Raw genomic sequence first — 24,984 nt, forward strand, 5'->3', positions numbered from 1 at the left:
CGCAGGTGCCCGATTACATGAAAACCTTTTGCAGTTCGGAGGAGGAAACATGACAGGTCTAACACGTGGTTCGGCGCGGCCGAACCAGTGGCTGCGAAACCTGAATGCGAAGATCGCCTCTATCCCGATGATCCTCACGGCCTTGGTCATCTTCGTGGGCGGTACGGCCTGGACGGTCGTCTACTCCTTTACCAATTCCAAGCTCCTGCCGCGGCTCGCCTTTGTCGGCTTCGACCAGTACGAGCGGCTGTGGGCTGCGCCCCGCTGGCTGGTCTCGATCCAGAACCTGGCGGTCTTCGGTTGCCTCTCGCTGATTTTCAGCCTGGTGATCGGCTTCGTGCTGGCCGCTTTGATGGATCAGAAGATCCGTTTCGAGAACACGTTCCGGACGATCATGCTCTATCCGTTCGCCCTGTCGTTCATCGTCACCGGCCTCGTCTGGCAATGGCTGCTCAATCCGCAATACGGGATCCAGTCGATCGTCAGGTCGCTTGGATGGACGAGCTTCTCCTTCGACCCGCTCTACAACTCGAACATCGTCATATACGGCATTCTCATCGCCGCGCTGTGGCAGGGAACGGGCCTCGTCATGTGCCTGATGCTCGCCGGGCTGCGAGGGATCGACGAGGACATCTGGAAAGCGGCGCGGGTCGACGGCATCCCGATGTGGAAGACCTATGTGCTGATCATCATCCCGATGATGCGCGGCGTCTTCATCACCACTCTGGTGATCATCGCGAGCGGCATCGTCAAGGTCTACGACCTCGTCGTGGCGCAGACGAGCGGCGGCCCGGGGATCGCCTCCGAAGTGCCGGCCAAATACGTCTACGACTACATGTTCCAGGCGCAGAACCTGGGCCAGGGCTTTGCCGCCTCCACAATGATGCTCGTGACTGTCGCGATCATCATCGTGCCGTGGGCATATCTGGAGTTCGGAGGAGGCCGCAAGCGTGGATAACATCGCAAACAACAGCATGGCCGCGGCTTACGAGACTGCTCCCGGAACTCGTGGCCGGCCCTCGCGGCAGAAAGCCGCGCAGGACGCTCTCCCGCCGCAATATCATCGTCTACGGCACTTTGATCGTCGTGGCGCTCTACTATCTTCTGCCGCTCTACGTGATGATCGTGACCTCGCTCAAGGGCATGCCCGAGATCCGCGTCGGCAACATCTTCGCTCCGCCGCTCGAGATCACTTTCGAGCCCTGGGTGAAGGCCTGGGCGGAGGCCTGCACCGGACTGAATTGCGACGGGCTTTCCCGCGGCTTCTGGAATTCGGTGCGCATCACCGTGCCGTCCGTGATCATCTCGATCGCAATCGCCTCCGTGAACGGCTACGCGCTCGCCAACTGGCGGTTCAAGGGCGCCGATCTGTTCTTCACCATCCTTATCGTCGGCGCCTTCATCCCTTACCAGGTGATGATCTATCCGATCGTGATCGTGCTCAGAGAAATGGGCGTCTACGGGACGCTGACCGGCCTCATCATCGTGCACACGATTTTCGGCATGCCGATCCTGACCCTGCTTTTCCGCAACTATTTCGCCGGGCTGCCGGAGGAGCTCTTCAAGGCCGCACGCGTCGACGGCGCCGGGTTCTGGACGATCTATTTCAAGATCATGCTGCCGATGTCACTGCCGATCTTCGTGGTTGCGATGATCCTCCAGGTGACCGGGATCTGGAACGACTTCCTTTTCGGCGTGGTCTTCACCCGGCCGGAATACTACCCAATGACGGTTCAGCTCAACAACATCGTCAATTCGGTTCAGGGCGTGAAGGAATACAACGTCAACATGGCGGCCACGATCCTGACCGGCCTCGTGCCGTTGACGGTCTACTTCGTGTCCGGCCGCCTGTTCGTCCGCGGCATCGCAGCCGGCGCAGTGAAAGGATAAGCAAGCATGACAAGCGTATCTGTCAGGGATCTGTCGTTGAATTTCGGCGCCGTCACCGTGCTCGACAGGCTCAATCTCGACATCGATCACGGGGAGTTTCTCGTCCTGCTCGGCTCTTCCGGGTGCGGCAAGTCCACGCTGCTCAATTGCATTGCCGGGCTGCTCGACGTCTCCGACGGGCAGATCTTCATCAAGGATCGCAACGTCACATGGGAGGAACCGAAGGACCGCGGCATCGGGATGGTGTTCCAGTCCTATGCGCTCTATCCGCAAATGACCGTCGAGAAGAATCTCTCTTTCGGCCTGAAGGTCGCCAAGATCCCGCCGGCCGAAATCGACAAGCGCGTGACGCGTGCCGCGGAGATCCTGCAGATCCAGCCGCTGCTCAAGCGCAAACCCTCGGAGCTCTCCGGCGGTCAGCGGCAGCGTGTGGCGATCGGCCGGGCGCTGGTGCGCGATGTCGACGTCTTCCTGTTCGACGAGCCGCTGTCGAACCTCGACGCCAAGCTTCGCTCCGAACTGCGCGTGGAGATCAAGCGCCTGCATCAGTCGCTGAAGAACACGATGATCTATGTCACCCATGACCAGATCGAAGCGCTGACGCTCGCCGACCGGATCGCCGTCATGAAAAGCGGCGTGATCCAGCAACTCGCCGATCCGATGACGATCTATAACGCCCCGGAGAACCTCTTCGTCGCCGGCTTCATCGGTTCGCCGTCGATGAATTTCTTCCGCGGCGAGGTGGAGGCAAAGGACGGACGCAGCTTCGTTCGGGTCGGAGGCATCGCTTTCGACGTGACCGACTATCCGGCGCACACCAGGCTGCAGCCCGGCCGGAAGGTCGTTCTCGGCCTGCGGCCGGAGCACGTGAAGGTCGATGAGGCGAGGGACGGCGAGCCGGCGCACCAGGCGGTCGTCGACATCGAGGAACCGATGGGGGCCGACAACCTCCTATGGCTGACATTTGCCGGCCAATCGATGTCGGTGCGGATTGCCGGCCAGAGGCGCTACCCGCCGGGCAGCACCGTGCGCCTTACCTTCGACATGGGCGTGGCGTCGATCTTCGACGCCGAGAGTGAAAACCGCCTCTGACGAGCCGAGAAGGGGACCGGGATACCAGGCTCGGTCCGCATCGATGAAACGGCGCCGGTGCAGGCCGCCCGGTGCACGAATGGATCATGGAAATGCCCTCCGAAACCCCGAACCGCGATTCCATCCGCATCGACCTTTCCGGCGATTGGCTGCTTGCCGCCGCCGACAACAGCCACGCCCTGACGATCGCGCTGCCGGGCGACGTGCATAGTGCGTTGCAGCGAGCCGGCATCATCGCCGATCCCTATCGCGGCCGAAACGAGGCCGATATCCAGTGGGTCGCCCGGAAAGACTGGGTGCTCGAGCGCACCGTCGTCATCGATGCCGACGATCTGAACGGGGGATGGTATCTCGACTTCGAAAGCATCGACACGGTCGCCTCGGTCTACGTCAACGATGAGCGCGTATTGCAGTCCGAGAATTGCTTCCGCCGTTATCGACCCGACGTATCGGACGCGATCGTCGCCGGCGAGAACCGCATCCGCATCGTGCTCCATTCGGCAATTGCCGAGGGAGCGCGGCGGCAGGCGGCGCAACCCTTCTACGTGCCCTACCATGACGGCAATTCGCCGATCGCCAACGGCAACATGCTGCGCAAGCCGCAATGCCATTTCGGCTGGGACTGGAATATCGCCATCGCGCCGCTCGGGATCTACGGCTCGTTGGCGCTCCGCCGGCTGGAAACGGCTCGCATCGAACATGTCACCACGCGCCAGATGTGGCTTGATGACGGCAGCGTCGATCTGCAGGTGACGGTCCAGCTTTTCGCCCGCGATCCCGGTATCGTGCCGGTTCATTTCATGCTCGACGGCGTGCGCGAACGACTGGATTGCGCGGTCGGCGCCGGGGAAACGCGCCTTACCCATGTCTTCACGGTGCAGGAGCCCAGGCGCTGGTGGCCGGCCGGCAGCGGCGATCAGGCGTTCTCGACCCTCAAGGTGGAGGTGCCCGGCGAAACCGTCACGCGGCAGATCGGCTTCCGCACGATCGAGCTCGTCACCGATAAGGACGAGGCGGGAAGCCGCTTCGCCTTCCGGGTAAACGGCAGGGAGATCTTCTGCCGCGGGGCCAACTGGATACCGGCGGATGCGCTGATGTCGCGCGTCACGCCCGAAAGTGTCGAGGACCTTCTCCGCTCGGCGGTGGACGCGAACATGAACATGATCCGCGTCTGGGGCGGCGGCTTCTATGAACCCGACTGGTTCTACGATCTATGCGACCGGCTCGGTCTGCTCGTCTGGCAGGACTTCATGTTCGCCTGCAATCTCTACCCGTCGACGCCGGATTTCCTGGAGAACGTTGCGGCCGAAGTGGACTATCAGGTCAGGCGGCTTTCGACCCATCCGTCCGTCGCGCTCTGGTGCGGCGACAACGAGCTTGTCGGCGCGCTTACCTGGTTCGAGGAGAGCCGCAGGGATCGCGACCGCTATCTTGTCTCCTACGACCGCCTGAACCGGACGGTCGAGGCGTCGATGAAGCAGGCCTGCCCGGAAGCGATCTGGTGGCCGTCCAGCCCCTCCGTCGGATACCTCGATTTCGGCGACGCCTGGCACGCCGACGGGGCCGGCGACATGCACTACTGGTCCGTCTGGCACGAGAACAAGTCCTTCGACAATTACCGCACCGTGCGGCCGCGCTTCTGCTCGGAATTCGGATTCCAGTCCTACACCTCGATGCCGGTCATCCGGCAGTTCGCCGAAACGCGCGACCTCAACATCGCCTCGCCGGTGATGGAGACGCATCAGAAGAATGCCGGCGGCAACGAACGCATCGCCGGCACCATGTTCCGCTACTTCCGGTTCCCCAAGGATTTTCCGAGCTTCGTCTATCTGAGCCAGATCCAGCAGGGCCTGGCGATCCGGACGGCCGTCGACTACTGGCGGTCGCTGAAGCCCCATTGCATGGGCACGCTCTATTGGCAGCTCAACGACACCTGGCCGGTCGCGTCCTGGTCGAGCCTCGACTATGGCGGACATTGGAAGGCGATGCACTACATGGCGCGCCGCTTCTTCCAGCCGGTTGCCGTTGCCGCAATTCCCTCCACGGATGGGCGGGAAATCGCCTTCTCGATGGTGAACGACACGGCCGAGCCGGTGACGGTCGAGTTGCAGGCGTTCCTGGTTTCGCTCGACGGCACTCGGCAGCCGCTGCTCGCCGCCGCGGGGACGTGCCCGGCCGATCGCGCGTCGACCCTCGTGACCATCGCCGCGAAGGATATTCCACCCGACACGCTGCTCTTCTGGTCTTTCGAAGCTTCGAACGGGGCAACGGGCGAAGGACACTATGTCCACGGTACCTATAAAGCGCTCGATCTCGTGCCTTCCGGCCTGACCATCGAGACAGCGCCTCGGCCGGACGGTTCCTTCGATGTCGCCGTAACGGCCGCCGGGCTGGCGCTGCACGTCATGATCGAGGCCGATGTCGAGGGACGCTATTCCGACAATGCCTTCGATCTGACCGCCGGCGAGACGAAATCGATCCGATTCACGCCAAGGCTGCCGGTCGACGCGGGCGTGAGCCCACGCTTCAGCGCCTACGATCTCGAATCCTGCCAGGGAAAAGGGTGAGTCCCATTTTACGCGCACTCCCAGGCAACCGTTCAACGAACCACCAGGAGATTTCCATGAAAGACGTCAGCTTCCAGCTCTACAGCGCCCGCAATTTCCCGCCTTTTGCCGAAGTCCTCTCTGCTGTCGGCTCCGCGGGCTACACACAGGTGGAAGGCTACGGAGCCCTTTACGCGGCCCTCTCGGATGCGGAGATCGCCGATTTCAAGGCCGGGCTCGATCGTAACGGCCTCTCCATGCCGACCGCGCATTTCGGCCTGGATATGCTGGAAAGCGACGCGCCCCGCGTGCTTGAGATCGCCGAGGCGCTCGGCATTCGCGCTATCTATTGCCCTTACCTGATGCCGGACCAGCGCCCGATGGATGCGGGCGGATGGCGAGCATTCGGGGCACGGCTGCAGGCGGCCGGCAAGCCGTTCCGCGACGCCGGGCTCGACTTCGGCTGGCACAATCACGACTTCGAGTTCCATGCACTCGCCGACGGCTCGGTGCCGCTCGACCAGATTTTCGCCGGCGGCCCGGACCTTTCCTGGGAGGCGGATATCGCCTGGATCGTGCGCGGCGGGGAGACCCCTTCGCCTGGATCTCGAAATATCCGACCCGCATCACGGCCGTCCATGTCAAGGACATCGCGCCCAAGGGCGAGAATGCGGACGAGGATGGTTGGGCCGACGTCGGGGAGGGAACGCTCGACTGGAAGGCACTGATCCAGGCGCTTTCCAGAACTTCGGCCAAGTATTTTGTCGCCGAACACGACAATCCCAGCGACTTCAGGCGTTTCGCCAAGCGCTCGCTGGCTTCGATTCAATCCTACTGATCGACGGAAAACTCCCATGACAAAAGAACTTGGTGTCGGCATCGTCGGATGCGGCAATATCTCCACGACCTATTTCAAGCTTGCTCCACTGTTCAAGGGCATTCGGATCGCCGCCTGTGCCGACATCAATCCGGCGGCGGCGGAAGCACGCGGCGCCGAATTCGACGTGACTGCGCAGAGCATCGATGCACTGCTCGCCAATCCGGAAGTTGACATCGTCGTCAATTTAACAATCCCGGAGGCGCATTTTCCGGTCTCGAAAGCCATTCTGGAAGCCGGCAAGCATGTCTATTCCGAAAAGCCGCTTGTGCTCTCGCTGGAGCAGGGGGAGGAGCTAAGGAGAATTGCCACCGGAAAGGGGCTGACGGTCGGTTGCGCACCGGACACTTTCCTGGGTGGGGCGCACCAGCTTGCCCGCGCCTATATCGACGCCGGCAAGATCGGGCAGGTCACCTCCGGTACATGTCATGTCATGAGCCCGGGCATGGAGATGTGGCATCCGAATCCGGACTTCTTCTTCCTGCCGGGCGGCGGGCCGATTCTCGATCTCGGACCCTATTACATCGCAAACCTGATCAACCTGATCGGACCGGTGAAACGGGTCGGCGCACTCTCCTCCATGGCGAGCACGACGCGGACCATCACCAGCGAACCCAGAAACGGCGAGGTTATCCCGGTCAAGACACCCACCAACATTCACGCCCTGCTCGAGTTCCAGAACGGCGCAACCATCACGCTTTCGGCAAGCTGGGATGTCTGGTCGCATCGTCATGCGAATATGGAGCTTTATGGCACCGAAGGCTCGCTCTTCGTTCCGGATCCGAATTTCTTCGGCGGCACGGTCGAGGCGAGCGGGCGGAATAAGGACATCCAGCCGCTCGAAATGTGGGAACACCCCTTCGCCGTCAACAATTGGGACCATCCGCTCGGCCCGATCGCCAATTATCGGACGGCGGGGCTCGCGGATATGGCGGACGCAATCCTCAAGGGGCGCGATGCCCGCTGCTCGCTGGAACGCACGCTGCACGGTGTCGACGTGATGGTGTCGATCCTCAAATCCGGCGAGGAGGGAAGTTTCGTCACGCTGTCGACAACCTGCACCCAGCCGGCGGCGCTCGGCATTGAAGAGGCGCAGGCGTTGCTGCGCTGACCCTCCTCCGTTTACCGGAGCCTCGCGGGTGCCATCCGCCTGCCGCCACCTTCTCCCATTTTGATGGCGAGAAGGGGCCGCCAGGCGGATCAAGGGCCCTTCATCGATCTGCTGCCCCTTGAGGACCCTCGTGGGGAGGGGTATTCAACGCCACCGAAGCGAACGAGGAACATGAGTCATGGCCTGGAAACCGGCGGAAAACAGATACGAGAAGATGAAGTACAATCGCTGCGGCCGGAGCGGCTTGAAGCTCCCGGCGATTTCGCTCGGTCTTTGGCACAATTTCGGTGGCGACACGCCGCACGACCGCAAGGTGGACATGTGCCGCACGGCCTTCGACCTCGGCATCACCCATTTTGATCTGGCGAATAATTACGGTCCGCCGCCCGGCTCGGCCGAAATCGCCTTCGGCGAGATCATGCGCACCGATTTCGCCGGCCTGCGCGACGAACTCATTATCTCGTCGAAGGCGGGTTATGACATGTGGCCCGGCCCCTATGGCGAGTGGGGCAGCCGGAAATATCTTGTCGCCTCTTGCGACCAGAGCCTCAAACGCATGGGGCTCGATTATGTCGACATCTTCTATTCCCATCGCTTCGATCCGGAAACGCCCCTCGAGGAGACTTGCGGTGCGCTCGATCACATCGTCCGTTCGGGGCGTGCGCTTTATGTCGGCATCTCGTCCTACAACTCGCAGCGTACCCGCGAGGCGGCGGCGATCCTGAAGGAGATGGGCACGCCCTGTCTCATCCACCAGCCGAGCTATTCGATGCTTAACCGTTGGGTCGAGGACGACGGCCTCGTCGACACGCTGGAGGAGCTCGGCATCGGCTCGATCGTCTTTTCGCCGCTCGCGCAGGGCATGCTGACGACGAAGTACCTGAGCGGCATTCCCGAGGACAGCCGCGCCGCGCAGAACCACTTCCTCAAGAAGGATTTCATCCGTCCGGGGATCATCGACAATATCCGCAAGCTGAACGCGATCGCCGAACGGCGCGGCCAGACGCTCGCTCAGATGGCACTCGCCTGGGTGCTGCGCGGCGGCCGCATCACCTCGGCGCTGATCGGCGCCAGCCGTTCCGCACAGATCGTCGATTGCGTCAAGGCGCTGGAAAACGACGCTTTCACATCAGAGGAACTGAGCGAAATCGACCTTTACGCACGCGAGGCCGACGTCAATCTCTGGGCCAGATCCGCCGAGCTCTGAATCGGTTCGAATGCATTGATTTGCCTCGATTTTGGGCAATTTCCAACCGCTTGCGACGTCTTATACAAAAGTCGAAGAAGACGCCGCGACACGGTCGCTGGACATGCATTATCGATTATGTATGGTGCACGTGTGCCGCGGTGCGCGAAGCCTTCGCGGGCTTCGGCGTTGGCGGCACTAACGAGGAGGAAAGAGACCTTGCGACGTCCCGGATGGGCGGACGGGGGCTCGATGGGCAGTGACGCGGCCGATCCGTGTCGCACTGCTCATGGCGGGAACAGGGAGGAACCATGGATCGCCGTTCATTCATCAAACATGCGAGCATCGGCGGCCTGGGTGCGGCTGCTGCATCGACGCTGGCTGCGCCGGCCGTTGCGCAGACCAATCCGAAGGTCACCTGGCGCTTGACGTCGTCCTTCCCGAAATCGCTGGATACGATCTATGGCGGCGCGGAAGTGCTGTCGAAATACGTGTCCGAAGCTACCGACGGAAATTTTCAGATCCAGGTCTTCGCCGCCGGCGAAATCGTCCCGGGCCTGCAGGCAGCGGATGCGGCGGCTGCCGGGACCGTCGAAGCGTGCCATACGGTAGCCTATTATTACTGGGGTAAGGATCCTACCTGGGCGCTGGGCGCTGCCGTGCCCTTCGCACTCAATGCCCGCGGCATGAACGCCTGGCATTATCATGGCGGCGGCATCGACCTCTTCAACGAGTTTCTCGGAACCCAGGGCCTCGTCGGCTTCCCGGGCGGCAATACCGGCGTTCAGATGGGCGGCTGGTTCCGCAAGGAAATCAAGACCGTCGCCGACATGAAGGGCCTGAAGATGCGCGTCGGAGGTTTCGCCGGCAAGGTCATGGAACGCCTCGGCGTCGTTCCGCAGCAGCTCGCCGGCGGCGACATCTATCCGGCTCTCGAAAAAGGCACGATCGACGCGGCCGAATGGGTCGGTCCCTATGACGACGAGAAGCTCGGTTTCTACAAGGTCGCGCCCTATTACTACTATCCCGGCTGGTGGGAAGGCGGTCCGACCGTGCATGCCATGTTCAACAAGGCAGCCTTCGACGGCCTGCCGAAGGCTTATCAGTCGCTCCTGCGGACGGCCTGCCAGGCGACCGACGCGAACATGCTGCAGAAGTACGACTATCTCAACCCGTCCGCGATCAAGCAACTCGTTGCGGCGGGGGCGAAGCTGAGCCCGTTCAGCCCGGAAATCCTGTCGGCCTGCTTCGACGAGTCCAACAAGGTTTACGCGGAAATGGAAGCGTCGAACGCGCCATTCAAGAAGATCTGGGAATCGATCAAAGCCTTCCGCGCGGAGTATTTCCTCAACGCACAGATTGCGGAATACAACTACGACACCTTCATGATGATCCAGCAGCGGAACGGCAAGATCTGACGCTGCGCTGAGGGGCACTTTTTCGAAGTTGCCCCTCATCCGCTGCCGCGACCTTCTCCCCGTTTGACGGGGAGAAGGGACTAGCTGCAGGTGAGTTTCTTCCCATTAAGCCATTTGAGGACCGGAACATTGCCGCGGGTCCCCTTCGGGCCGCTTGCGTGCAGGCTTTCCGTCGTGGCCTTTTATGAAAGTGCGCCGATCCAGCTCACGCGACCTGCCGCTTCTTTCGAAGGAAGTAAGCCAAGGCTGCAATCAGGACGGTGCCTACGATGAACAGGAATGCGGCGGCAGCAATGGCGGGGCTGATGTTCTCGCGTATCGTGGAGAACATCTGCCGTGCAACGGTTCTCTGGTTGGGACCCGCGACGAACAGCGTCAGCACCACCTCATCCAGCGAAGTCGCAAACGCGAAGACTGCTCCTGAAATGATTCCGGGCATGGCCAAAGGCAGTGTAACCGTCTTGAGGACGACCGTCGGCGATGCTCCGAGGCTCGCCGCAGCGTTTTCAAGCCGACGGTCTATGCCCTGTAGGGCGGCCGTGACGTTCACCACCACGAACGGGATGGCGATCACCGTATGAGCTACGATCACTCCCAAATAGGTATTCGCGAGCCCATACTGGGCGAACATCAACTGCATACCGACGCCCAGCACCACCGCTGGAACCACCATCGGAAGCAGGAACACAGTGCGGAAAAAACCGAACAGGAGCGATACGGATTTTCCGCGAAGCCCAAGCGAGGCGACCGTACCCAGCACGGTGGCAAGCACCGTCGTTCCTGCTCCGATGATCAGGCTGTTGATAATCGAGCGCCGCCAGGCATCGGCAGTGAACAATTCATCGAACCACCTCAACGAAAAGTCAGGGATCGGATAGTTGAGGAACACGCTGTCGGTGAAGGCCAGCGGCAGGATCGCAAATAGCGGGGCCATGAGAAAGATGACGACGGCCGAGCCGAATATCGCCTTGGACAGGGAAAGCGTCCTCATGCCCTGGCCTCCTCGGATGAGAGCCGCAGGTAGACGACGTAAAGGATGATCGTTGCGGTCAGGAGAACGATCCCGAGCGCGCCTGCCATGCCCCAGTTGGCCGCGCCCGTTGCATAGTAGGCGATCACGGCGCTGATCATCTGATCCTTTGCGCCGCCGATCAGTGCAGGTGTGATGTAGTACCCAAGAGCGCTCATGAACACGAGCAGCGATCCGGACACGACGCCTCGCAGGCTGAGTGGCAGAAGCACCGAAAGGAATGATCGGAAAGGTGACGCGCCAAGTGAGGCCGCGGCTGGCATCAGGTTCTTGGGAATGCCGATCAAAACACTGAAGATCGGCAATACCATGAAGGGAAGCAGGACATGGGTCATGGCGATGACGACGCCTAACCGATTAAAGACCAAAGGCAATGGCCCGTCCGTCAGGCCGATTGCCTGGAGCGTCATATTGATCAGACCATTGTCTTGCAGAATGATGTACCAGGCGGCCGTTCTGACGAGCAGCGATGTCCAAAGCGGGAGCAGAACCGCTCCAAGCAGGAGTTGACGCCTCCAGCCAGTGGTCGAGGCGGCCACCATCGCGAAGGGCAATCCGATCAAAACGGTGCAGACGGTCACCATGCCCGCCATGACCATGGTGCGAAGCAGCGTTTCGCGGTTTGCCGAGGTACCGGCCGGCGCGTCGACCACGTTGCCATTCTTGTCACGCGTCAGGTCGACAGCCGCAAGAAGATTTCGGTCGGTGACAGGCGAGCTTGCGGCGTCCTGGACTGCAATCCAGAATGCCGGGTCGTTCCATCGCCGATCGACGGAGGTGAGGTCACCGAGGCTAGGGTCATCGGCAACGGCCGTCCTGGTCTTGCTCATCAATGTTCGAAAACCCGACTTCGCGCTGTTCAGCCGTCGAACGAGGTCACCAAACAATTCGTCGTCCTGTATTCCCTGAATGTCGACGACCAGCGCTCTCTGCGCCTCCACCGGCGGAGCGCTCGAGCGGTCCCATCCGTCGAGGGCAGCAGCTACGGTAGGTAGCGCGCGAGACGCGACGGGATCGGAAACGGCGGTCTTCATCATGGTTCCCAAAGGGACGATGAAAAAGAACAGAAGGAATAGCGCAAGGGGCGCAATCAGGACGAACGATTTGGCATGCTGCAGGAACCGGGAGCGTTGCTTCATGCGACGATCCAGCATTGTTCGGGTGAGAACGAGGCGACCGCCTCATCACCGATCCGAGGCGTGGTTGCTTTCCTGGTAGACTTGATGACGAGAGACCCGTTTGCCGCCTCGACGACGACCTGCAGGTGGTCACCGCGATAGACCACATCAGACACCCTGACCTTCAATTCATTCCTCGATCCGTCGGAAGAACCGAGTTCGATGCGCTCGGGCCGGACCGAGACTTTCACGTGCTTGCCCGGTTCGTGCTTTGCGGCTGACGCGACCTGGAGTTGCTGGCCGCCATCGACCGCAATACCCAGCAAACCGTTTTCGGACGTCGTCACTTTGCCGCTGAGCAAGTTGGTTTCGCCAATGAATTCGGCGACGAATTGCGTCGTCGGACGGTCATAAATTTCGGAAGGCGTGCCGATCTGCTCGATCTTTCCGTGATTGAAAATGGCGATTCTGTCCGACATCGTCAGCGCTTCGGCCTGATCATGTGTCACGAAAACAATGGTCAGACCCAATCGATGATGGATATCGCGAATGTCCATCTGCATCTGCTCGCGAAGCTTTTTGTCCAGGGCCCCGAGCGGTTCGTCCATGAGGACCACTTCAGGTTCGAAGACGAGCGCTCGCGCCAGCGCTACACGCTGCTGCTGACCGCCCGACAGCTGGATCGGCCGCCTGTCGTGGAACGCCCCGAGTTGGACCATATCGAGAGCCTTGCCGACGCGATCGACGATTTCACCGCGGGACACCCGACGCATCTTGAGCGGAAACGCTACATTCTCCGCAACTGTCATATGGGGGAACAGAGCGTAGTTCTGGAAAACCACGCCCATGTTCCGTCTGTGGGGCGGCAGTGCATCGACCCGCTTGCCCCTGACGGAAATTGATCCGCTGGTGGGGGCCTCGAAGCCGGCCAACATCATCAGAAGTGTAGTCTTGCCTGAACCGGATGGTCCGAGCATGCTGACAAACTCGCCCTTCTCGATAGCCAGGTCCAGTTTATCGACGACGGTCATGGCGCCGAACGCTTTGCTGACTTTGTCGAAGTGAATGAATGCGTTGCCCATCGTCACCTACGCAAAATGGAGGAGGGCCACCCCCCAAACGATCAAAGGGTTATGTTGCCCCATCGATCGGGGCAACAGAGCGGCGGTAAATTAACTGAGACGATCGCCTACTGAGCCAGCCAGGCGTTGAAACGCTGGGTGAGCTCTTCCGAGTTGTCTGTCCAGAAGTCTACGTCGAGAGCGACGGCACCATTCAGGTTCTCTTCCGTCGTCGGCAGCTCCTTCTGGAACTGTTCCGGGACGAGCTTGGTCGCACCAAGGTTCGGAAGCCCGTATGCGATATACTCCGGAAGCTTCGCCTGATTTTCAGCCTTGCTCGCGTAGGCAATGAAGTCCATGCCGGCGTCCTTGTTCGGGCTATCCTTCAGGATTACCCAGCTGTCGATTGCATAGACGCTGCCGGGGAAAACGAAACCGAACTTCTTGCCCTCGCTGCGATTGATCCCGCTGATGCGGCCGTTATATGCGGACGTCATGACGACCTGGCCGGAAGATAGCAGCTGGAGTGGTTGTGCCCCAGCGTCCCACCAGATGATATCCGCCTTCAGTTCGTCTAGTTTCTTGAATGCGCGATCAACGCCGCCTTCGCCGCTCAGAACGTCGTAAACCTGGTCCGCAGGGACGCCATCTGCCATCAAGGCGAACTCAAGCGCATATTTGGGGCCCTTGCGCAGGCCGCGTTTACCCGGGAATTTCGTCGTGTCCCAGAAATCGGCCCAGGTCTTCGGACCTTCCGCCAGCTTGTCACCATCGTAGGACAGGCCGGTCGACCAGACGATATTGCCGACACCGCAGTCGCTGACGGCCGCCGGGAGATACGCCTCCTTCCCGCCCATCTTCTGCCAGTCGATCTTTTCGTAGATGCCGTCGGCGCAACCAAGAGCCAACTCTTCGGCTTCGACTTCGACGACATCCCAGTTCGGCACGCCGGCCTTCACCTTAGCCTGCAACACGCCGTATCCGCCCTCCCAGCTTTCATCGAGAACGGGCTTTCCAGTTTCCTTCCCGAATGTCTCGAAGAAGATTTTTCTTTGCGCGTCCTGGAAATTCCCACCCCAGGATACGACTGTCAGGTCGCGTGATTGCGCACCGACGACGCTCGTCGTCAGGACGCTAGAGGCAATGACAGCAGCTTTAAGGATTTTCATCGAGCCCTCCCCATTAGTGTTTTCGACTGCACGATACAAAGCAGTTTTCAGGGGTTTGGGAAGGGCACTAACCGCTCTGGTCACTATTCTCACCACTCGGATCGAGTGACGCCTGCGTCAATAGGTCGGCGGCGTAATCGCGCTCACTATTTCGCTCGGGCCATCGTGGACGTTGCGGAATCGATGCGGAAGCCGACTATCGAAATAGTAGCCGTCACCCGCGCCCAAGATACGCTTCTGGTTGCCCACCGTCACCTCGACGGCTCCGGACAGAACCATGCCGGCCTCCTGTGCCGCATGGGTGAATTCCTCTCCGGTATCTGCGCCGGTCGCGTAACGCTCATGGAGCATAAGCATCTGCCTGTTCGGATGGTCCAGACCAATGACGCGGTAGGAAATCGTGTCAGCCTTTCCAATCTCGATGAGGTCGGCCGAGGAATAAAACGGCGTATATGGAAGACTCGATTGCAGGTCGGAAAAGAAGCCGGGCAACGTCGTGCCCAGGGCGTCGAGGACCGCGCCGAGCGTGTCGATCGACGGGCTCATTCGGTCTCGCTCGATCAATGAGATCGTAGAATGTGAAATGCCCGACCGCGCAGCCAGTTCTCTGACTCCCAAGTCTCGCCTCCGGCGCAGTTCACGAAGTTTGCTTCCGATTTTCGGCATTCGTCGATTCCTTAATCTGATCGGTTCGCGCCAGCATGGCATCCCCGGCGCGCGCTTCCTACTTCCGGAGATCGTCGGGCGCGCAAAGTGGTGAGAATACTGAACGGGTGGTTTGCGGGCAATTGCCCGTCTGCCGCGGTTCCACGATGCTGAGACACCACCGCACACAGGAGATTTTAATGACATCGCGTCTCGCCGCATTGAATGACAGGTTCATCCAGATCAAGAAGCCTACCCGTGACGCAGTCTCCGACACGGCTCCGGTCGAGAAGACGGTCAAGGATATCATCGCAAATGTGCGTGAGCGCGGCGACGCCGCTGTTCGCGAATACTCCGCAGCCTTCGATAAAGTGGAGCTTGAAAAGTTCGAAGTAAGCGAAGAAGAGAGGCTGAAGGCCGTAGCGGAACTCGATCCGCAGACCCGCGAAGACACCGAATTCGCCATCGCGAACGTCCGCGCCTTTGCCGAAGCTCAGCTCAAGACCATCCTCCCGCTTGAAATCGAGACACTGCCGGGTCTGCACCTCGGCCACCGCGTCATCCCGATCGAAGTCGTGGGGTGCTACGTGCCTGGCGGTCGGTATCCTCTCCTGTCGGCGCCGGTCATGACCATCGTACCGGCTAAGGTCGCCGGCTGCGACCAGGTAATCGCCTGCCTCCCGCCAAACGCACACCCGGCCATGATCGCGGGCTGCCATCTGTCAGGTGCCGATCGCATCTTCCGTGTAGGCGGAGCCCAGGCAATCGCGGCAATGGCATCAGGCACCGAGTTCAATCCCGGCGGTCGACAAGATCGTTGGCCCCGGCAACGCATTCGTCAACGAAGCCAAGCGCCAGGTGTTTGGTCAAGTCGGCATCGACCAGCTTGCCGGCCCGAGCGAAATCTTCATCGTCGCCGACGAAACCGGCAATGCTGCTATGATCGCCACCGACCTCCTTGCGCAGGCAGAACACGATGTTCGCACCCGCGTCGGTCTGATCACGACCGACCGCAAGCTCGCGGAAGCTACCCTGGTCGAAGTCGAAAGGCAGTTGCAGGACCTCTCGACTGCCGATGTCGCGTCGGTAGCCTGGAAGGATTATGGGGAGATCACCGTCTGCGAAGACGAAGCAGCGATGATCGCCTATTCAGACTACATCGCAGCCGAGCATCTTCAGGTTCACACCCGTGATCCGCAGGCCACCGCCAAGAAGCTCCGCAACTACGGTTCACTCTTCATCGGCGAACTGGCCAGCGTGGTTTACTCCGACAAGTGCTGCGGCACCAATCACACCCTTCCGACCATGGCCGCTGGCCGGTATACGGGTGGGCTCTGGGTCGGCTCCTACGTCAAAATCTGCACGCATCAATGGTTGGATGAACGCGGCGTTGCCGCGGTCGCTCCTGCCGCTGTACGGCAGAGCGCTACAGAACGGCTCGAAGGCCATCGCCGCGCAGCCGCTCTGAGGCTCAGCCCCCGGCAATTCGCTGCCGATTGATCCGTCCTTCCAAATGGAACGATGCAAAGAAGCCACCCGGCCGGTGCCGGGTGGCTTCTTTGTATCGGCCAACGGTAAGCCGTCGGCCTGCTTGTGGAACGCACTTCAGTTGAACGACGGCGGTGCGCTGAGATCGGGAGCCGGGTTGTTCTGCTGCGGCGCCGTATTCGGTTGGGCCGGCTGCTGGCCAGCCCCGTCGAGCGGGCTGCCGCTTGGTAGCTGCAAGCCGCCGGGAAGACCGAGGCCGCCGCCGTTGTCGGGCAAGGTCAGGCCGCCTCCGCCGTTGCCGAAGCCCGGAACTTCGATCTTTATCGTCGACGGATCGACGCCGGTGCCGCTGCCTTTGTAATGCAGCACCATCTGCGGGAACATGAGTGTGAGCGCAATCATGATGATCTGTATGCCGACGAAAGGTACTGCGCCCGATAGATCTGCCCCGTCGTCACCGGCTCCATCTTCTTGCCGGTCACCTTGTCGAGATCAGGGGACCCGGGCTGCGACGGAGCGCAGGTAGAAGAGTGCGAAACCGAAGGGCGGATGCATGAAGCTCGTCTGCATGTTGATGCCGAGCAGCACGCCGAACCAGATCAGATCGATGCCCAGCTTGTCGGCCGCCGGTGCGAGCAGCGGCACGATGATGAAAGCGAGCTCGAAGAAATCGAGGAAGAACGCCAGGAAGAAGACGAGCACGTTGACGGCGATCAGGAAACCGATCTCGCCGCCCGGGAGCGCGGTCAGCAGATGTTCCACCCAGAGGTGTCCGTTGACGCCGTAGAAGGTGAGCGAAAAGACCCGGGCGCCGATCAGGATGAACAGCACGAAGGCGGAGAGCCGTGTCGTGGAGGCGAGCGCGGCGCGGACGACCTCCATGTTCAGCCGGCCCTTGGCCGCAGCCATGACAAGGGCACCGACGGCTCCCATGGCTCCGCCTTCGGTCGGGGTGGCGATGCCGAGGAATATGGTGCCGAGAACCAGGAAGATCAGGGCCAGCGGCGGGATCAGCACGATGATCACCTGCTGGGCCAGACGCGAAAGCGCGTTGATCTTGAGCGCCCTGTCGGCGAGGGCGACCAGATAGATGAATATGGTACCCACCGTCGCTCCGAGGATGTCCGCGTTTTCGCCCTGTGTCGGCGAAAGATAGACGTGTGCCGCATAGGCGATTGCGCAGGCGACCAGGAGCGCGATCGCAAGCGAGGTGACGCCGGACCCGAGGGTGCGCGCTTCCAAAGGCAGCGCCGGCATGGAGTGCCGCTTCACGAAGGTCATCAGCAGGATGTAGCCCATATAGAGCCCGGTCAGAACGAGACCGGGGATGAGGGCGCCGGCATACATGTCGCCGACCGAGCGGCCGAGCTGGTCGGCAAGAACGATCAGCACGAGCGACGGCGGGATGATCTGCGCGAGCGTGCCGGATGCAGCAATGACGCCGGTGGCGATGCGGCGGTCATAGCCGTAGCGCAGCATGATCGGCAGCGAGATCAGACCCATGGCGATCACGGAAGCCGCAACGACGCCGGTGGTGGCCGCAAGAAGCGCGCCCACGAAGATGACAGCGTAGGCAAGCCCCCCGCGCACGGGACCGAAGAGCTGGCCGATCGTGTCGAGAAGATCCTCGGCCATGCCCGACCGTTCGAGCACTATGCCCATGAAGGTGAAGAAGGGGATGGCGAGAAGCGTGTCGTTCGACATGACCCCCCAGAACCGTTCCGGCAGTGCGTTCAGCAGGGGCCAGGAAAGATTGATGGAATCGGACAAGGGCGCGAGTTCGACGCCGATGATGAAGAAGAGGAGACCGTTGGCGGCAAGCGAGAAGGCGACCGGATATCCGAGCAGCAGGAACACGATCAGCGACACGAACATGATCGGCGCCAGGTTTTCAGCGACGAACTCGATCATGAGCGGGCCTCCGGCGATACCGTGTCATCGAGCGGTGCATGAGCCGGAACGTAAGGCGTCGGATCGTCCATGTTTCCGGTCATGATCGCGATCTTCTTGATGATTTCGGATACGCCCTGCAGGGCGAGAAGAACGAAGCCGATCAGCAGGATCGCTTTCGCCGGCCATAGGATGAGCCCGCCGGCGCTCGAGGAAAGTTCGCCCGAAACATAGGACATCCGTACGTAGGGCACGAGGTAATAGAGCATGAGAAGCACGAAGGGCATCAGGAAGAAGACGTGTCCGAAGAGGTCGATCCAGTGCTGCACGCGGCGCGAGAACATTCCGTAGACGACATCGATGCGGATGTGCTCGTTCTGGCTCAGCGTGTAGGCGGCAGCGAACATGAAGGCGGCGCCGAAGAGATACCACTGCGCCTCCAGCCATGCATTGGACGACATGTTGAACACTTTTCGGATGACGGCGTTGCCGGCGCTCACGAGCACGGCCACCAGAATAAGCCAAGAGACCGCCTTGCCGATCTTTTCGGTAATGGCGTCGATCAATCGGCTGAAGCCGAGTAACGGTTTCATCGAGTTCCTCCCCGCAATGGTTTTTGTTTTTTTGCCAAGCACAGGCAGAGTGCCCATTTCAAGCCTGCTTTCAAGTGCGATGGCCGATTTTCCGGGATCAGGGGCGGGGTCTCAGACGAAAGTCGAATACCGTCCACCGGCGAATGATCAAAACTTAGGCACGCAGGCGCGCTTCCCGCCGATGTTCCGCCGCAGCTTTCGTGGAAAATGGAGCCCGCGCAGGGGACTTCAGGCGATTCGACAGGTGGCAATCTGCCGGGATGCCGGTCTGGGGACGCTGCGCGAAAGGTCTTGAAAAGACGGTGAGCTTGGGGCTGGATGCGGCACCGCGAAGAGGGAGATGCAAGAGATGAACGCGACGATCCGGAACCCGATCCTGCCCGGTTTCAATCCGGACCCGTCCATCTGTCGGGTCGGCGAAGACTATTACATCGCGACCTCGACATTCGAATGGTACCCCGGCGTGCAGATTCACCATTCGCGCGATCTCGTGAACTGGCAACTCGTGCGCCGTCCGCTCGAACGCGCAAGTCAGCTCGACATGCGCGGCAACCCCGACAGTTGCGGCGTATGGGCTCCGTGCCTCTCCTATTGCGACGGGCTGTTCTGGCTCGTCTATACAGACGTCAAACGCCTGGACGGCAACTTCAAGGATGCCCACAACTACATCGTGACTGCGGAAGCGGTCGAGGCCACCTGGTCCGATCCGGTCTATGTCAATTCGTCGGGATTCGATCCGTCGCTTTTCCATGACGACGATGGCCGCAAATGGTTTCTCAACATGAAGTGGAACCACCGCTCCGAAAGCTTCGGCGGCTCGCCCAAGAGCCCCGCTTTCGACGGTATCCTGCTGCAGGAATGGGACGAGCGAACCCGCAAGCTCGTGGGCCTGGCGAAGAACATCTTCGCCGGCAGTCCGCTCGGCCTCGTCGAAGGGCCGCATCTCTTCAAACGCGACGGTTGGTATTACCTGACTGTCGCCGAGGGAGGGACAGGTTACGACCACGCCGTGGGCATGGCGCGGTCCCGGACCATCGACGGACCTTACGAGATGCACCCGAATGTTCATCTCATCACATCCAAGGGTCACCCGGAGGCGGCTCTGCAACGCGCGGGGCACGGGCAATATGTCGAGACGCCGGACGGCCAAGCCTATCATACGCATCTTTGCGGCCGGCCGCTGCCGCCGCAGCGACGCTGCACGCTCGGCCGCGAGACTGCGCTGCAGAAATGCGTCTGGCGGGAGGACGGATGGCTCTATCTCGAAAATGGCGGCCCGGTTCCCGAGGTGACCGTGCCCGCGCCGGGAGCCGCAGGAACCGTCGCTGAGCGTGTCCTTTTTGAAACGGACTTTGACGAGCAGGTGCTTCCGCCGGAGTTCCAGTGGCTGCGCACCCCGGTCCCGGAGCGGATATTCTCGTTAACCGCCCGGACCGGGCATCTCCGTCTCTTCGGCCGCGAGAGCATCGGCAGCTGGTTCGAGCAGGCGCTGGTGGCGCGGCGACAGGAACATCATTCCTTCCGCGCGGAAGCCGTCGTCGATTTCGCTCCTGACACATATCAGCAGGTCGCGGGTCTCACGCATTATTATAACCGGCACAAGTTCCATGCCCTCGGCGTCACACGGCACGAAACCCTCGGACGTACCCTCACCGTACTCTCCTGTCCGGGCGATTTTCCGAACGGGCGGTTGACCTATCCGGTCGGCAGCGGGATCGCCGTACCCGACGGTCCAATTCATCTCGCCATGGAGGTGAGAGACAACGATCTCCAGTTCTTTTGGCGGGGGGCGGACCAGGCACAATGGCTGACCATCGGGCCGGTGCTCGACGCCGGCGTGATTTCGGACGAAGGTGGGCGCGGCGAGCACGGTTCCTTCACGGGGGCGTTCGCCGGCATCTTCGCTTTCGATATCTCGGGTTGCGCGATGCCTGCCGATTTCGACCGGTTCCGTTACCAGGCGCTTAGCGTTTGAAATGCGGAAAGTTTATGAGAGAACTCTTATAAGCATCGGTAATCATTACTTATTTGTAATGTCAGGCTTCATATTCGGTTCAGGAAGGAAGGCTTAGTTTCGGGGGGTAATAACGAAAGGAAACCCCATGAAACGCCTTCTGATCGCGCTCGTCGCCAGCTCGTTCCTCGCCACTCCGATGGCGCTTGCTCAGCCGGCCGGCTCCTTCGAGCTTGCGCAGGCGCATGATCGCAATCGCCACAGGCACATCGATCGTCATGTCGAGAAACGTGTCGACCGACACGTCGAGAAGCATGTCGAAAAGCGCGTGATCGTCAAAAAGCACCGCTGGGCGCGCGGCCACAGGCTGAGCCCGTCCGAGCGGCGCCACATGGCCTATGTCCGCGACTACCGTCGCTACAAGCTGCGGCCGCCGCCACGGGGCCAGCAATGGGTGCGCGTCGACAATGACTTTCTGCTGATCAGCCTCGCAACGGGCGTGATCGCAGGCCTCGCATCGGCCTATTGACCTTGCGTGTTCCTTTTTAACGACCCCGATTTTTCCCTCATCCCTGTGACGAGCACAGGGATGAGGCGAGCAAACAAGCGGCGGCGGTGCCCCGAATCTCAACAGGCCTTAGCTCGCCGAAGAAAGGCATTCCTTCAGCGAAACGCCGATGTTTTCCATCATCTGGAAGTAGAGATCCGGTCCGGCCTCGAGGGTGCCGGCTTCCGGATCGAGCGTGCCGGATTTCGCCGGCGTGCCTTCGATGACGACACTGACGAGTTTAGGCTCGAACTGCGGCTCGGCGAAGACGCAGGTCGCGCCCAACTCCTTGATCTTCGCGCGGATCTCGGAGAGCCGTTCCGCGCCGGGCAGCACCTCCGGGCTGACGGTGATCGAACCCGCGACGCGCACCTTGTAGCGGTTCTCGAAATACTGATAGGCATCGTGGAAGACGACGAAAGGCTTGTCCTTGATTGCAGTCACCGTCTCGGCGAGACCCTTGTCGAGAGCGTCGATCCGATCGTTGAACCTCTCCAGATTGGCCTTGTAGGTGGCGGCGTTGGACGGATCGGCCGCGGCCAAAGTCTTCTCGATCTCCGTCGCCATGGCCTTGGCGTTCATCGGATCGAGCCACATATGCATGTCGAATTCGCCTTCGGCATGATGATGATCGCCATGCTTATCGGCATGCTCGGCACCGTCCGCTTCGCCGGCATGGGCATCGCCGTGATCTTCGTGGCCGGCTTCCCCGCCGTGCCCCTCTTCCCCGTGATCATGCCCCTCGAAGGCGCCGCCCTCGCGGAACTTCAGCTTCTCCAGCCCGGGAGCTTCGCCGAGTTCGACCACCTGGGCACCTGTGCCGAGCGTATCAAGCGGCTTGTCGAGGAAAGCCTCCAGGCCCGGTCCGACCCAGAACACGACCTTTGCCGCCTGCAGTGCCGCGGCGTTCGACGGCTTCATGGTGTAGGTATGAGGGGAGGCGCCGCCCTCGACGATGAGCGAGGGTTCGCCGACGCCCTGCATGATCGAGGCGACCAGCGAATGGACCGGCTTGATCGAGACGACCACATTGGGCGCCTCCGCAAATGCGGGGGAGGCAAGGAGAAGCGTCGAGGCGAACAGGAGGGCAGTCGTCGAATTCATCGTTTTCTCCGAATTGTCCGGTTGCTGCAGCCGGCGTTTACGGCCGGACATTGCTTGAAACGGCGTTGTTATGTTATTACATCAATTGCGTTATGCTATAACGTGTGCGATAGCCAGTGGCAACCACCAGCCGGAACTTTTTGATGTTGAACTTCCGATCACCAGAAACGACGCCCTTGGTCAGCCTCGCCAATGCCGGGGTGCGGCGAAACGGCAGATGGCTGGTGCGCGGCGTCGATTTTTCGATCAGCCGCGGCGAGATCGTCACCCTCATAGGGCCGAACGGGTCGGGAAAATCGACGACGGCGAAGACGGCGATCGGGGTTCTCAAGCCGGATGAGGGACACGTCGACCGGCTCGCAGGGCTGAAAGTCGGCTATGTGCCGCAGAAGCTTGCCGTCGACTGGACGCTGCCGCTGACGGTGGAGCGGCTGATGACGCTGACTGGCCCACTCAAGGGGCGAGAGATCGAAGAGTCGCTCGCAGCGACGGGCATGCTGCACATGGCGAAGGCCGAGGTGCAGCACCTTTCGGGTGGCGAGTTCCAGCGGGCGCTGCTTGCCCGCGCGATCGCCCGCAAACCCGACCTGCTGGTCCTGGACGAGCCGGTGCAGGGAGTCGATTTTTCCGGGGAGATAGCCCTCTACGAATTGATCAAGCAGATACGCAACCGCACCGGCTGCGGTATCCTGCTCATTTCCCACGATCTCCATATCGTCATGGCGGAAACCGATACGGTCGTCTGCCTCAACGGCCACGTCTGCTGTCGCGGAACGCCGCAGGTGGTGAGCCAGAAGTCCGGAATATCTCAAACTCTTCGGCCGCCGGGCCGCCGGCGCGCTTGCGGTTTACAGTCATCACCACGACCATACGCACCTCCCGGACGGGCGGGTGCTGCATGCCGACGGCAGCATCACCGAAAGCTGCTTCCCGGACGACGGCCACCATCATGACGAAGAGGCCGACAACATTCACGATCACGATCCGGACTGCGGCTGCGGCCATCACGCGCGGCTCCAGGGTTACGGGACGGAGAAGCGCGATGCTTGACGATTTCTTCATTCGCGCGCTCGTCGCCGGAATTGGCATCGCCATGGTCGCCGGGCCGCTCGGTTGCTTCGTCATCTGGCGTCGCATGGCCTATTTCGGCGATACGATGGCACATTCGGCGCTGCTCGGGGTGGCGCTCTCGCTGCTCATGGACCTCAACCTCATGGTAAGCGTGTTTATCGTCGCTTCCGTCGTCTCGGTGCTGCTTCTCTTCCTGCAGAAGCGCGGCGCGCTCTCCACCGACGCGCTGCTCGGCATTCTCTCGCACTCGGCGCTGTCGATCGGCCTCGTCATCGTCGCCTTCATGACCTGGGTCCGGATCGACCTCGTCGGCTTCCTCTTCGGCGACATCCTCGCGGTGTCCCGCGCCGATATCGACATCGTCTGGGGCGGTGGCATTCTGGTGATCTTCGCGCTGGTCTATCTCTGGCGGCCGTTGCTCGCATCGACCGTCAATCCGGAGCTGGCCGAAGCGGAAGGCCTCGAGCCCGAGAGGGCGCGGTTCTTCTTCATGCTGCTGATGGCTCTGGTGATTGCGATCGCCATGAAGATCGTCGGCATCCTGCTGATCACCTCGCTGCTGATCATACCGGCGGCAACCGCCCGTCGCTTCGCCTCGTCTCCGGAAGTCATGGCTGTCTACGCCTCGCTGATCGGCGCGGTCGCCGTTGCCGGCGGGCTTTTCGGCTCGCTTCACTGGGATACGCCGTCGGGACCGTCGATCGTGGTTGCCGCGCTGGTCCTTTTCGTGCTGAGTCTGCTGCCGGTCGGCCGCCGGATCGAGAGCGCCCCGCATACTTCGGATGGAGGACATCACTGATGGTTACGCCCCAACTGACCAAGAACCAGTCGCTGGTGATGGGGGCGCTGGCCCATTCGGACGGTCCGATGAGCGCCTACACCATTCTCGACAAGCTGCGCGACAATGGCTTTCGTGCACCGCTGCAGGTCTATCGCGCGCTCGACAAGCTGCTCGAATACGGGCTGGTTCATCGGCTGGAGAGCCTCAACGCCTTCGTGGCCTGCAGCTGCCCGCATGAACACGAGCACGACCACGGTGTCACGGCCTTCACCATCTGCGAAGGCTGCGGCCAGGTGACCGAGTTTCATGACGAGGTGATCGAGGATCGGCTTTCCACGCTCGTGCGCGCGCAGGAGTTCAAGACCGAGAAGACGACGATCGAGATCCGCGGACACTGCAAGAGCTGCGCGTGA

The 24,984-nt window shown here is 61.2% G+C and carries 17 protein-coding genes and 5 pseudogenes; 14 read left to right on the top strand and 8 right to left on the bottom strand.

Translation table 11 applies throughout. The features are described from left to right. Positions 1–49: 49 nt before the first annotated feature. The 8 genes and pseudogenes from N0Q91_RS07865 to N0Q91_RS07900 all read left to right on the top strand — a co-directional run bounded on the left by N0Q91_RS07865 (position 50) and on the right by N0Q91_RS07900 (position 10,120). Positions 50–958, top strand: a complete 909-nt coding sequence (locus N0Q91_RS07865; RefSeq protein WP_100673725.1) for a carbohydrate ABC transporter permease — start codon at positions 50–52, stop codon at positions 956–958. After that, positions 951–1,890: pseudogene (locus N0Q91_RS07870) on the top strand (carbohydrate ABC transporter permease). Before N0Q91_RS07865 ends, N0Q91_RS07870 begins: the two are co-directional and overlap by 8 nt. 6 nt (positions 1,891–1,896) lie before the next feature. After that, complete coding sequence (locus N0Q91_RS07875) at positions 1,897–2,982, top strand: ABC transporter ATP-binding protein (RefSeq protein ID WP_018095222.1); 1,086 nt, start codon at positions 1,897–1,899, stop codon at positions 2,980–2,982. A gap of 92 nt (positions 2,983–3,074) precedes the next feature. After that, a complete protein-coding gene (locus N0Q91_RS07880; protein WP_275598106.1) occupies positions 3,075–5,549 on the top strand; it encodes a beta-mannosidase in 2,475 nt (824 codons plus the stop codon). Positions 5,550–5,605: 56 nt separating this feature from the next. Further along, a pseudogene (locus tag N0Q91_RS07885) lies at positions 5,606–6,366 on the top strand (sugar phosphate isomerase/epimerase family protein). Positions 6,367–6,382: 16 nt separating this feature from the next. Next, positions 6,383–7,516: a Gfo/Idh/MocA family protein gene (locus N0Q91_RS07890; protein ID WP_275597782.1), complete on the top strand. Its 1,134-nt coding sequence runs from the start codon at positions 6,383–6,385 to the stop codon at positions 7,514–7,516. Positions 7,517–7,694: 178 nt separating this feature from the next. Beyond that, positions 7,695–8,723 (top strand): L-glyceraldehyde 3-phosphate reductase, encoded by a 1,029-nt coding sequence (mgrA, locus tag N0Q91_RS07895; RefSeq protein ID WP_275597783.1) that lies wholly within the window; start codon positions 7,695–7,697, stop codon positions 8,721–8,723. 290 nt (positions 8,724–9,013) lie between these two features. Beyond that, entirely contained in the window at positions 9,014–10,120 is a 1,107-nt protein-coding gene (locus N0Q91_RS07900; RefSeq protein WP_275597784.1) for a TRAP transporter substrate-binding protein, read from the top strand. Between the two features lie 205 nt (positions 10,121–10,325). Here N0Q91_RS07900 and N0Q91_RS07905 read toward each other — a convergent pair whose 3' ends face one another. The 5 genes from N0Q91_RS07905 to relB all read right to left on the bottom strand — a co-directional run bounded on the left by N0Q91_RS07905 (position 10,326) and on the right by relB (position 15,164). Continuing rightward, positions 10,326–11,111, bottom strand: a complete 786-nt coding sequence (locus N0Q91_RS07905; RefSeq protein ID WP_100673718.1) for an ABC transporter permease — start codon at positions 11,109–11,111, stop codon at positions 10,326–10,328. Further along, a complete protein-coding gene (locus N0Q91_RS07910; protein ID WP_275597785.1) occupies positions 11,108–12,289 on the bottom strand; it encodes an ABC transporter permease in 1,182 nt (393 codons plus the stop codon). Before N0Q91_RS07910 ends, N0Q91_RS07905 begins: the two co-directional genes overlap by 4 nt. Further along, entirely contained in the window at positions 12,286–13,350 is a 1,065-nt protein-coding gene (locus N0Q91_RS07915; RefSeq protein WP_100673717.1) for an ABC transporter ATP-binding protein, read from the bottom strand. Before N0Q91_RS07915 ends, N0Q91_RS07910 begins: the two co-directional genes overlap by 4 nt. Positions 13,351–13,457: 107 nt before the next feature. Next, positions 13,458–14,498: an ABC transporter substrate-binding protein gene (locus N0Q91_RS07920; protein ID WP_100673716.1), complete on the bottom strand. Its 1,041-nt coding sequence runs from the start codon at positions 14,496–14,498 to the stop codon at positions 13,458–13,460. 117 nt (positions 14,499–14,615) lie between these two features. Continuing rightward, a complete protein-coding gene (relB, locus tag N0Q91_RS07925) occupies positions 14,616–15,164 on the bottom strand; it encodes a type II toxin-antitoxin system RelB family anti-toxin (RefSeq protein ID WP_275597786.1) in 549 nt (182 codons plus the stop codon). Positions 15,165–15,343: 179 nt separating this feature from the next. Here relB and hisD point away from each other — a divergent pair. Continuing rightward, a pseudogene (gene hisD, locus N0Q91_RS07930) lies at positions 15,344–16,643 on the top strand (histidinol dehydrogenase). Between the two features lie 105 nt (positions 16,644–16,748). Here hisD and N0Q91_RS07935 read toward each other — a convergent pair. Both N0Q91_RS07935 and N0Q91_RS07940 read right to left on the bottom strand, forming a co-directional pair. Then, positions 16,749–18,542 (bottom strand): annotated as a pseudogene (locus N0Q91_RS07935) (TRAP transporter large permease). After that, complete coding sequence (locus N0Q91_RS07940; protein WP_100673713.1) at positions 18,539–19,114, bottom strand: TRAP transporter small permease subunit; 576 nt, start codon at positions 19,112–19,114, stop codon at positions 18,539–18,541. The pseudogene N0Q91_RS07935 and the gene N0Q91_RS07940 overlap by 4 nt, the downstream one beginning before the upstream one ends. Positions 19,115–19,463: 349 nt before the next feature. Here N0Q91_RS07940 and N0Q91_RS07945 point away from each other — a divergent pair, with 349 nt between their 5' ends. After that, positions 19,464–21,089 (top strand): glycoside hydrolase family 43 protein, encoded by a 1,626-nt coding sequence (locus N0Q91_RS07945; RefSeq protein WP_275597787.1) that lies wholly within the window; start codon positions 19,464–19,466, stop codon positions 21,087–21,089. 127 nt (positions 21,090–21,216) lie between these two features. After that, positions 21,217–21,597, top strand: coding sequence for an RcnB family protein (locus tag N0Q91_RS07950; protein ID WP_275597788.1), 381 nt, complete (start codon positions 21,217–21,219; stop codon positions 21,595–21,597). Between the two features lie 108 nt (positions 21,598–21,705). Here N0Q91_RS07950 and znuA read toward each other — a convergent pair whose 3' ends face one another. Beyond that, positions 21,706–22,719 carry a zinc ABC transporter substrate-binding protein ZnuA gene (gene znuA / locus N0Q91_RS07955; protein ID WP_275597789.1) on the bottom strand — a complete coding sequence of 338 codons (1,014 nt, stop codon included), beginning with the start codon at positions 22,717–22,719 and terminating at the stop codon, positions 21,706–21,708. A gap of 143 nt (positions 22,720–22,862) precedes the next feature. Here znuA and N0Q91_RS07960 point away from each other — a divergent pair. From N0Q91_RS07960 to N0Q91_RS07970, 3 genes and pseudogenes are all read left to right on the top strand, one after another. Next, positions 22,863–23,769 (top strand): annotated as a pseudogene (locus N0Q91_RS07960) (metal ABC transporter ATP-binding protein). Further along, positions 23,762–24,589: a zinc ABC transporter permease subunit ZnuB gene (gene znuB / locus N0Q91_RS07965; protein ID WP_275597790.1), complete on the top strand. Its 828-nt coding sequence runs from the start codon at positions 23,762–23,764 to the stop codon at positions 24,587–24,589. The pseudogene N0Q91_RS07960 and the gene znuB overlap by 8 nt, the downstream one beginning before the upstream one ends. Then, positions 24,589–24,984, top strand: coding sequence for a Fur family transcriptional regulator (locus N0Q91_RS07970; RefSeq protein ID WP_003536852.1), 396 nt, complete (start codon positions 24,589–24,591; stop codon positions 24,982–24,984). The genes znuB and N0Q91_RS07970 overlap by 1 nt, the downstream gene beginning before the upstream one ends.

It is taken from the genome of Sinorhizobium prairiense (genome assembly GCF_029201645.2).
In the GTDB taxonomy this organism is placed as follows: Bacteria; Pseudomonadota; Alphaproteobacteria; order Rhizobiales; family Rhizobiaceae; genus Sinorhizobium; species Sinorhizobium meliloti_A.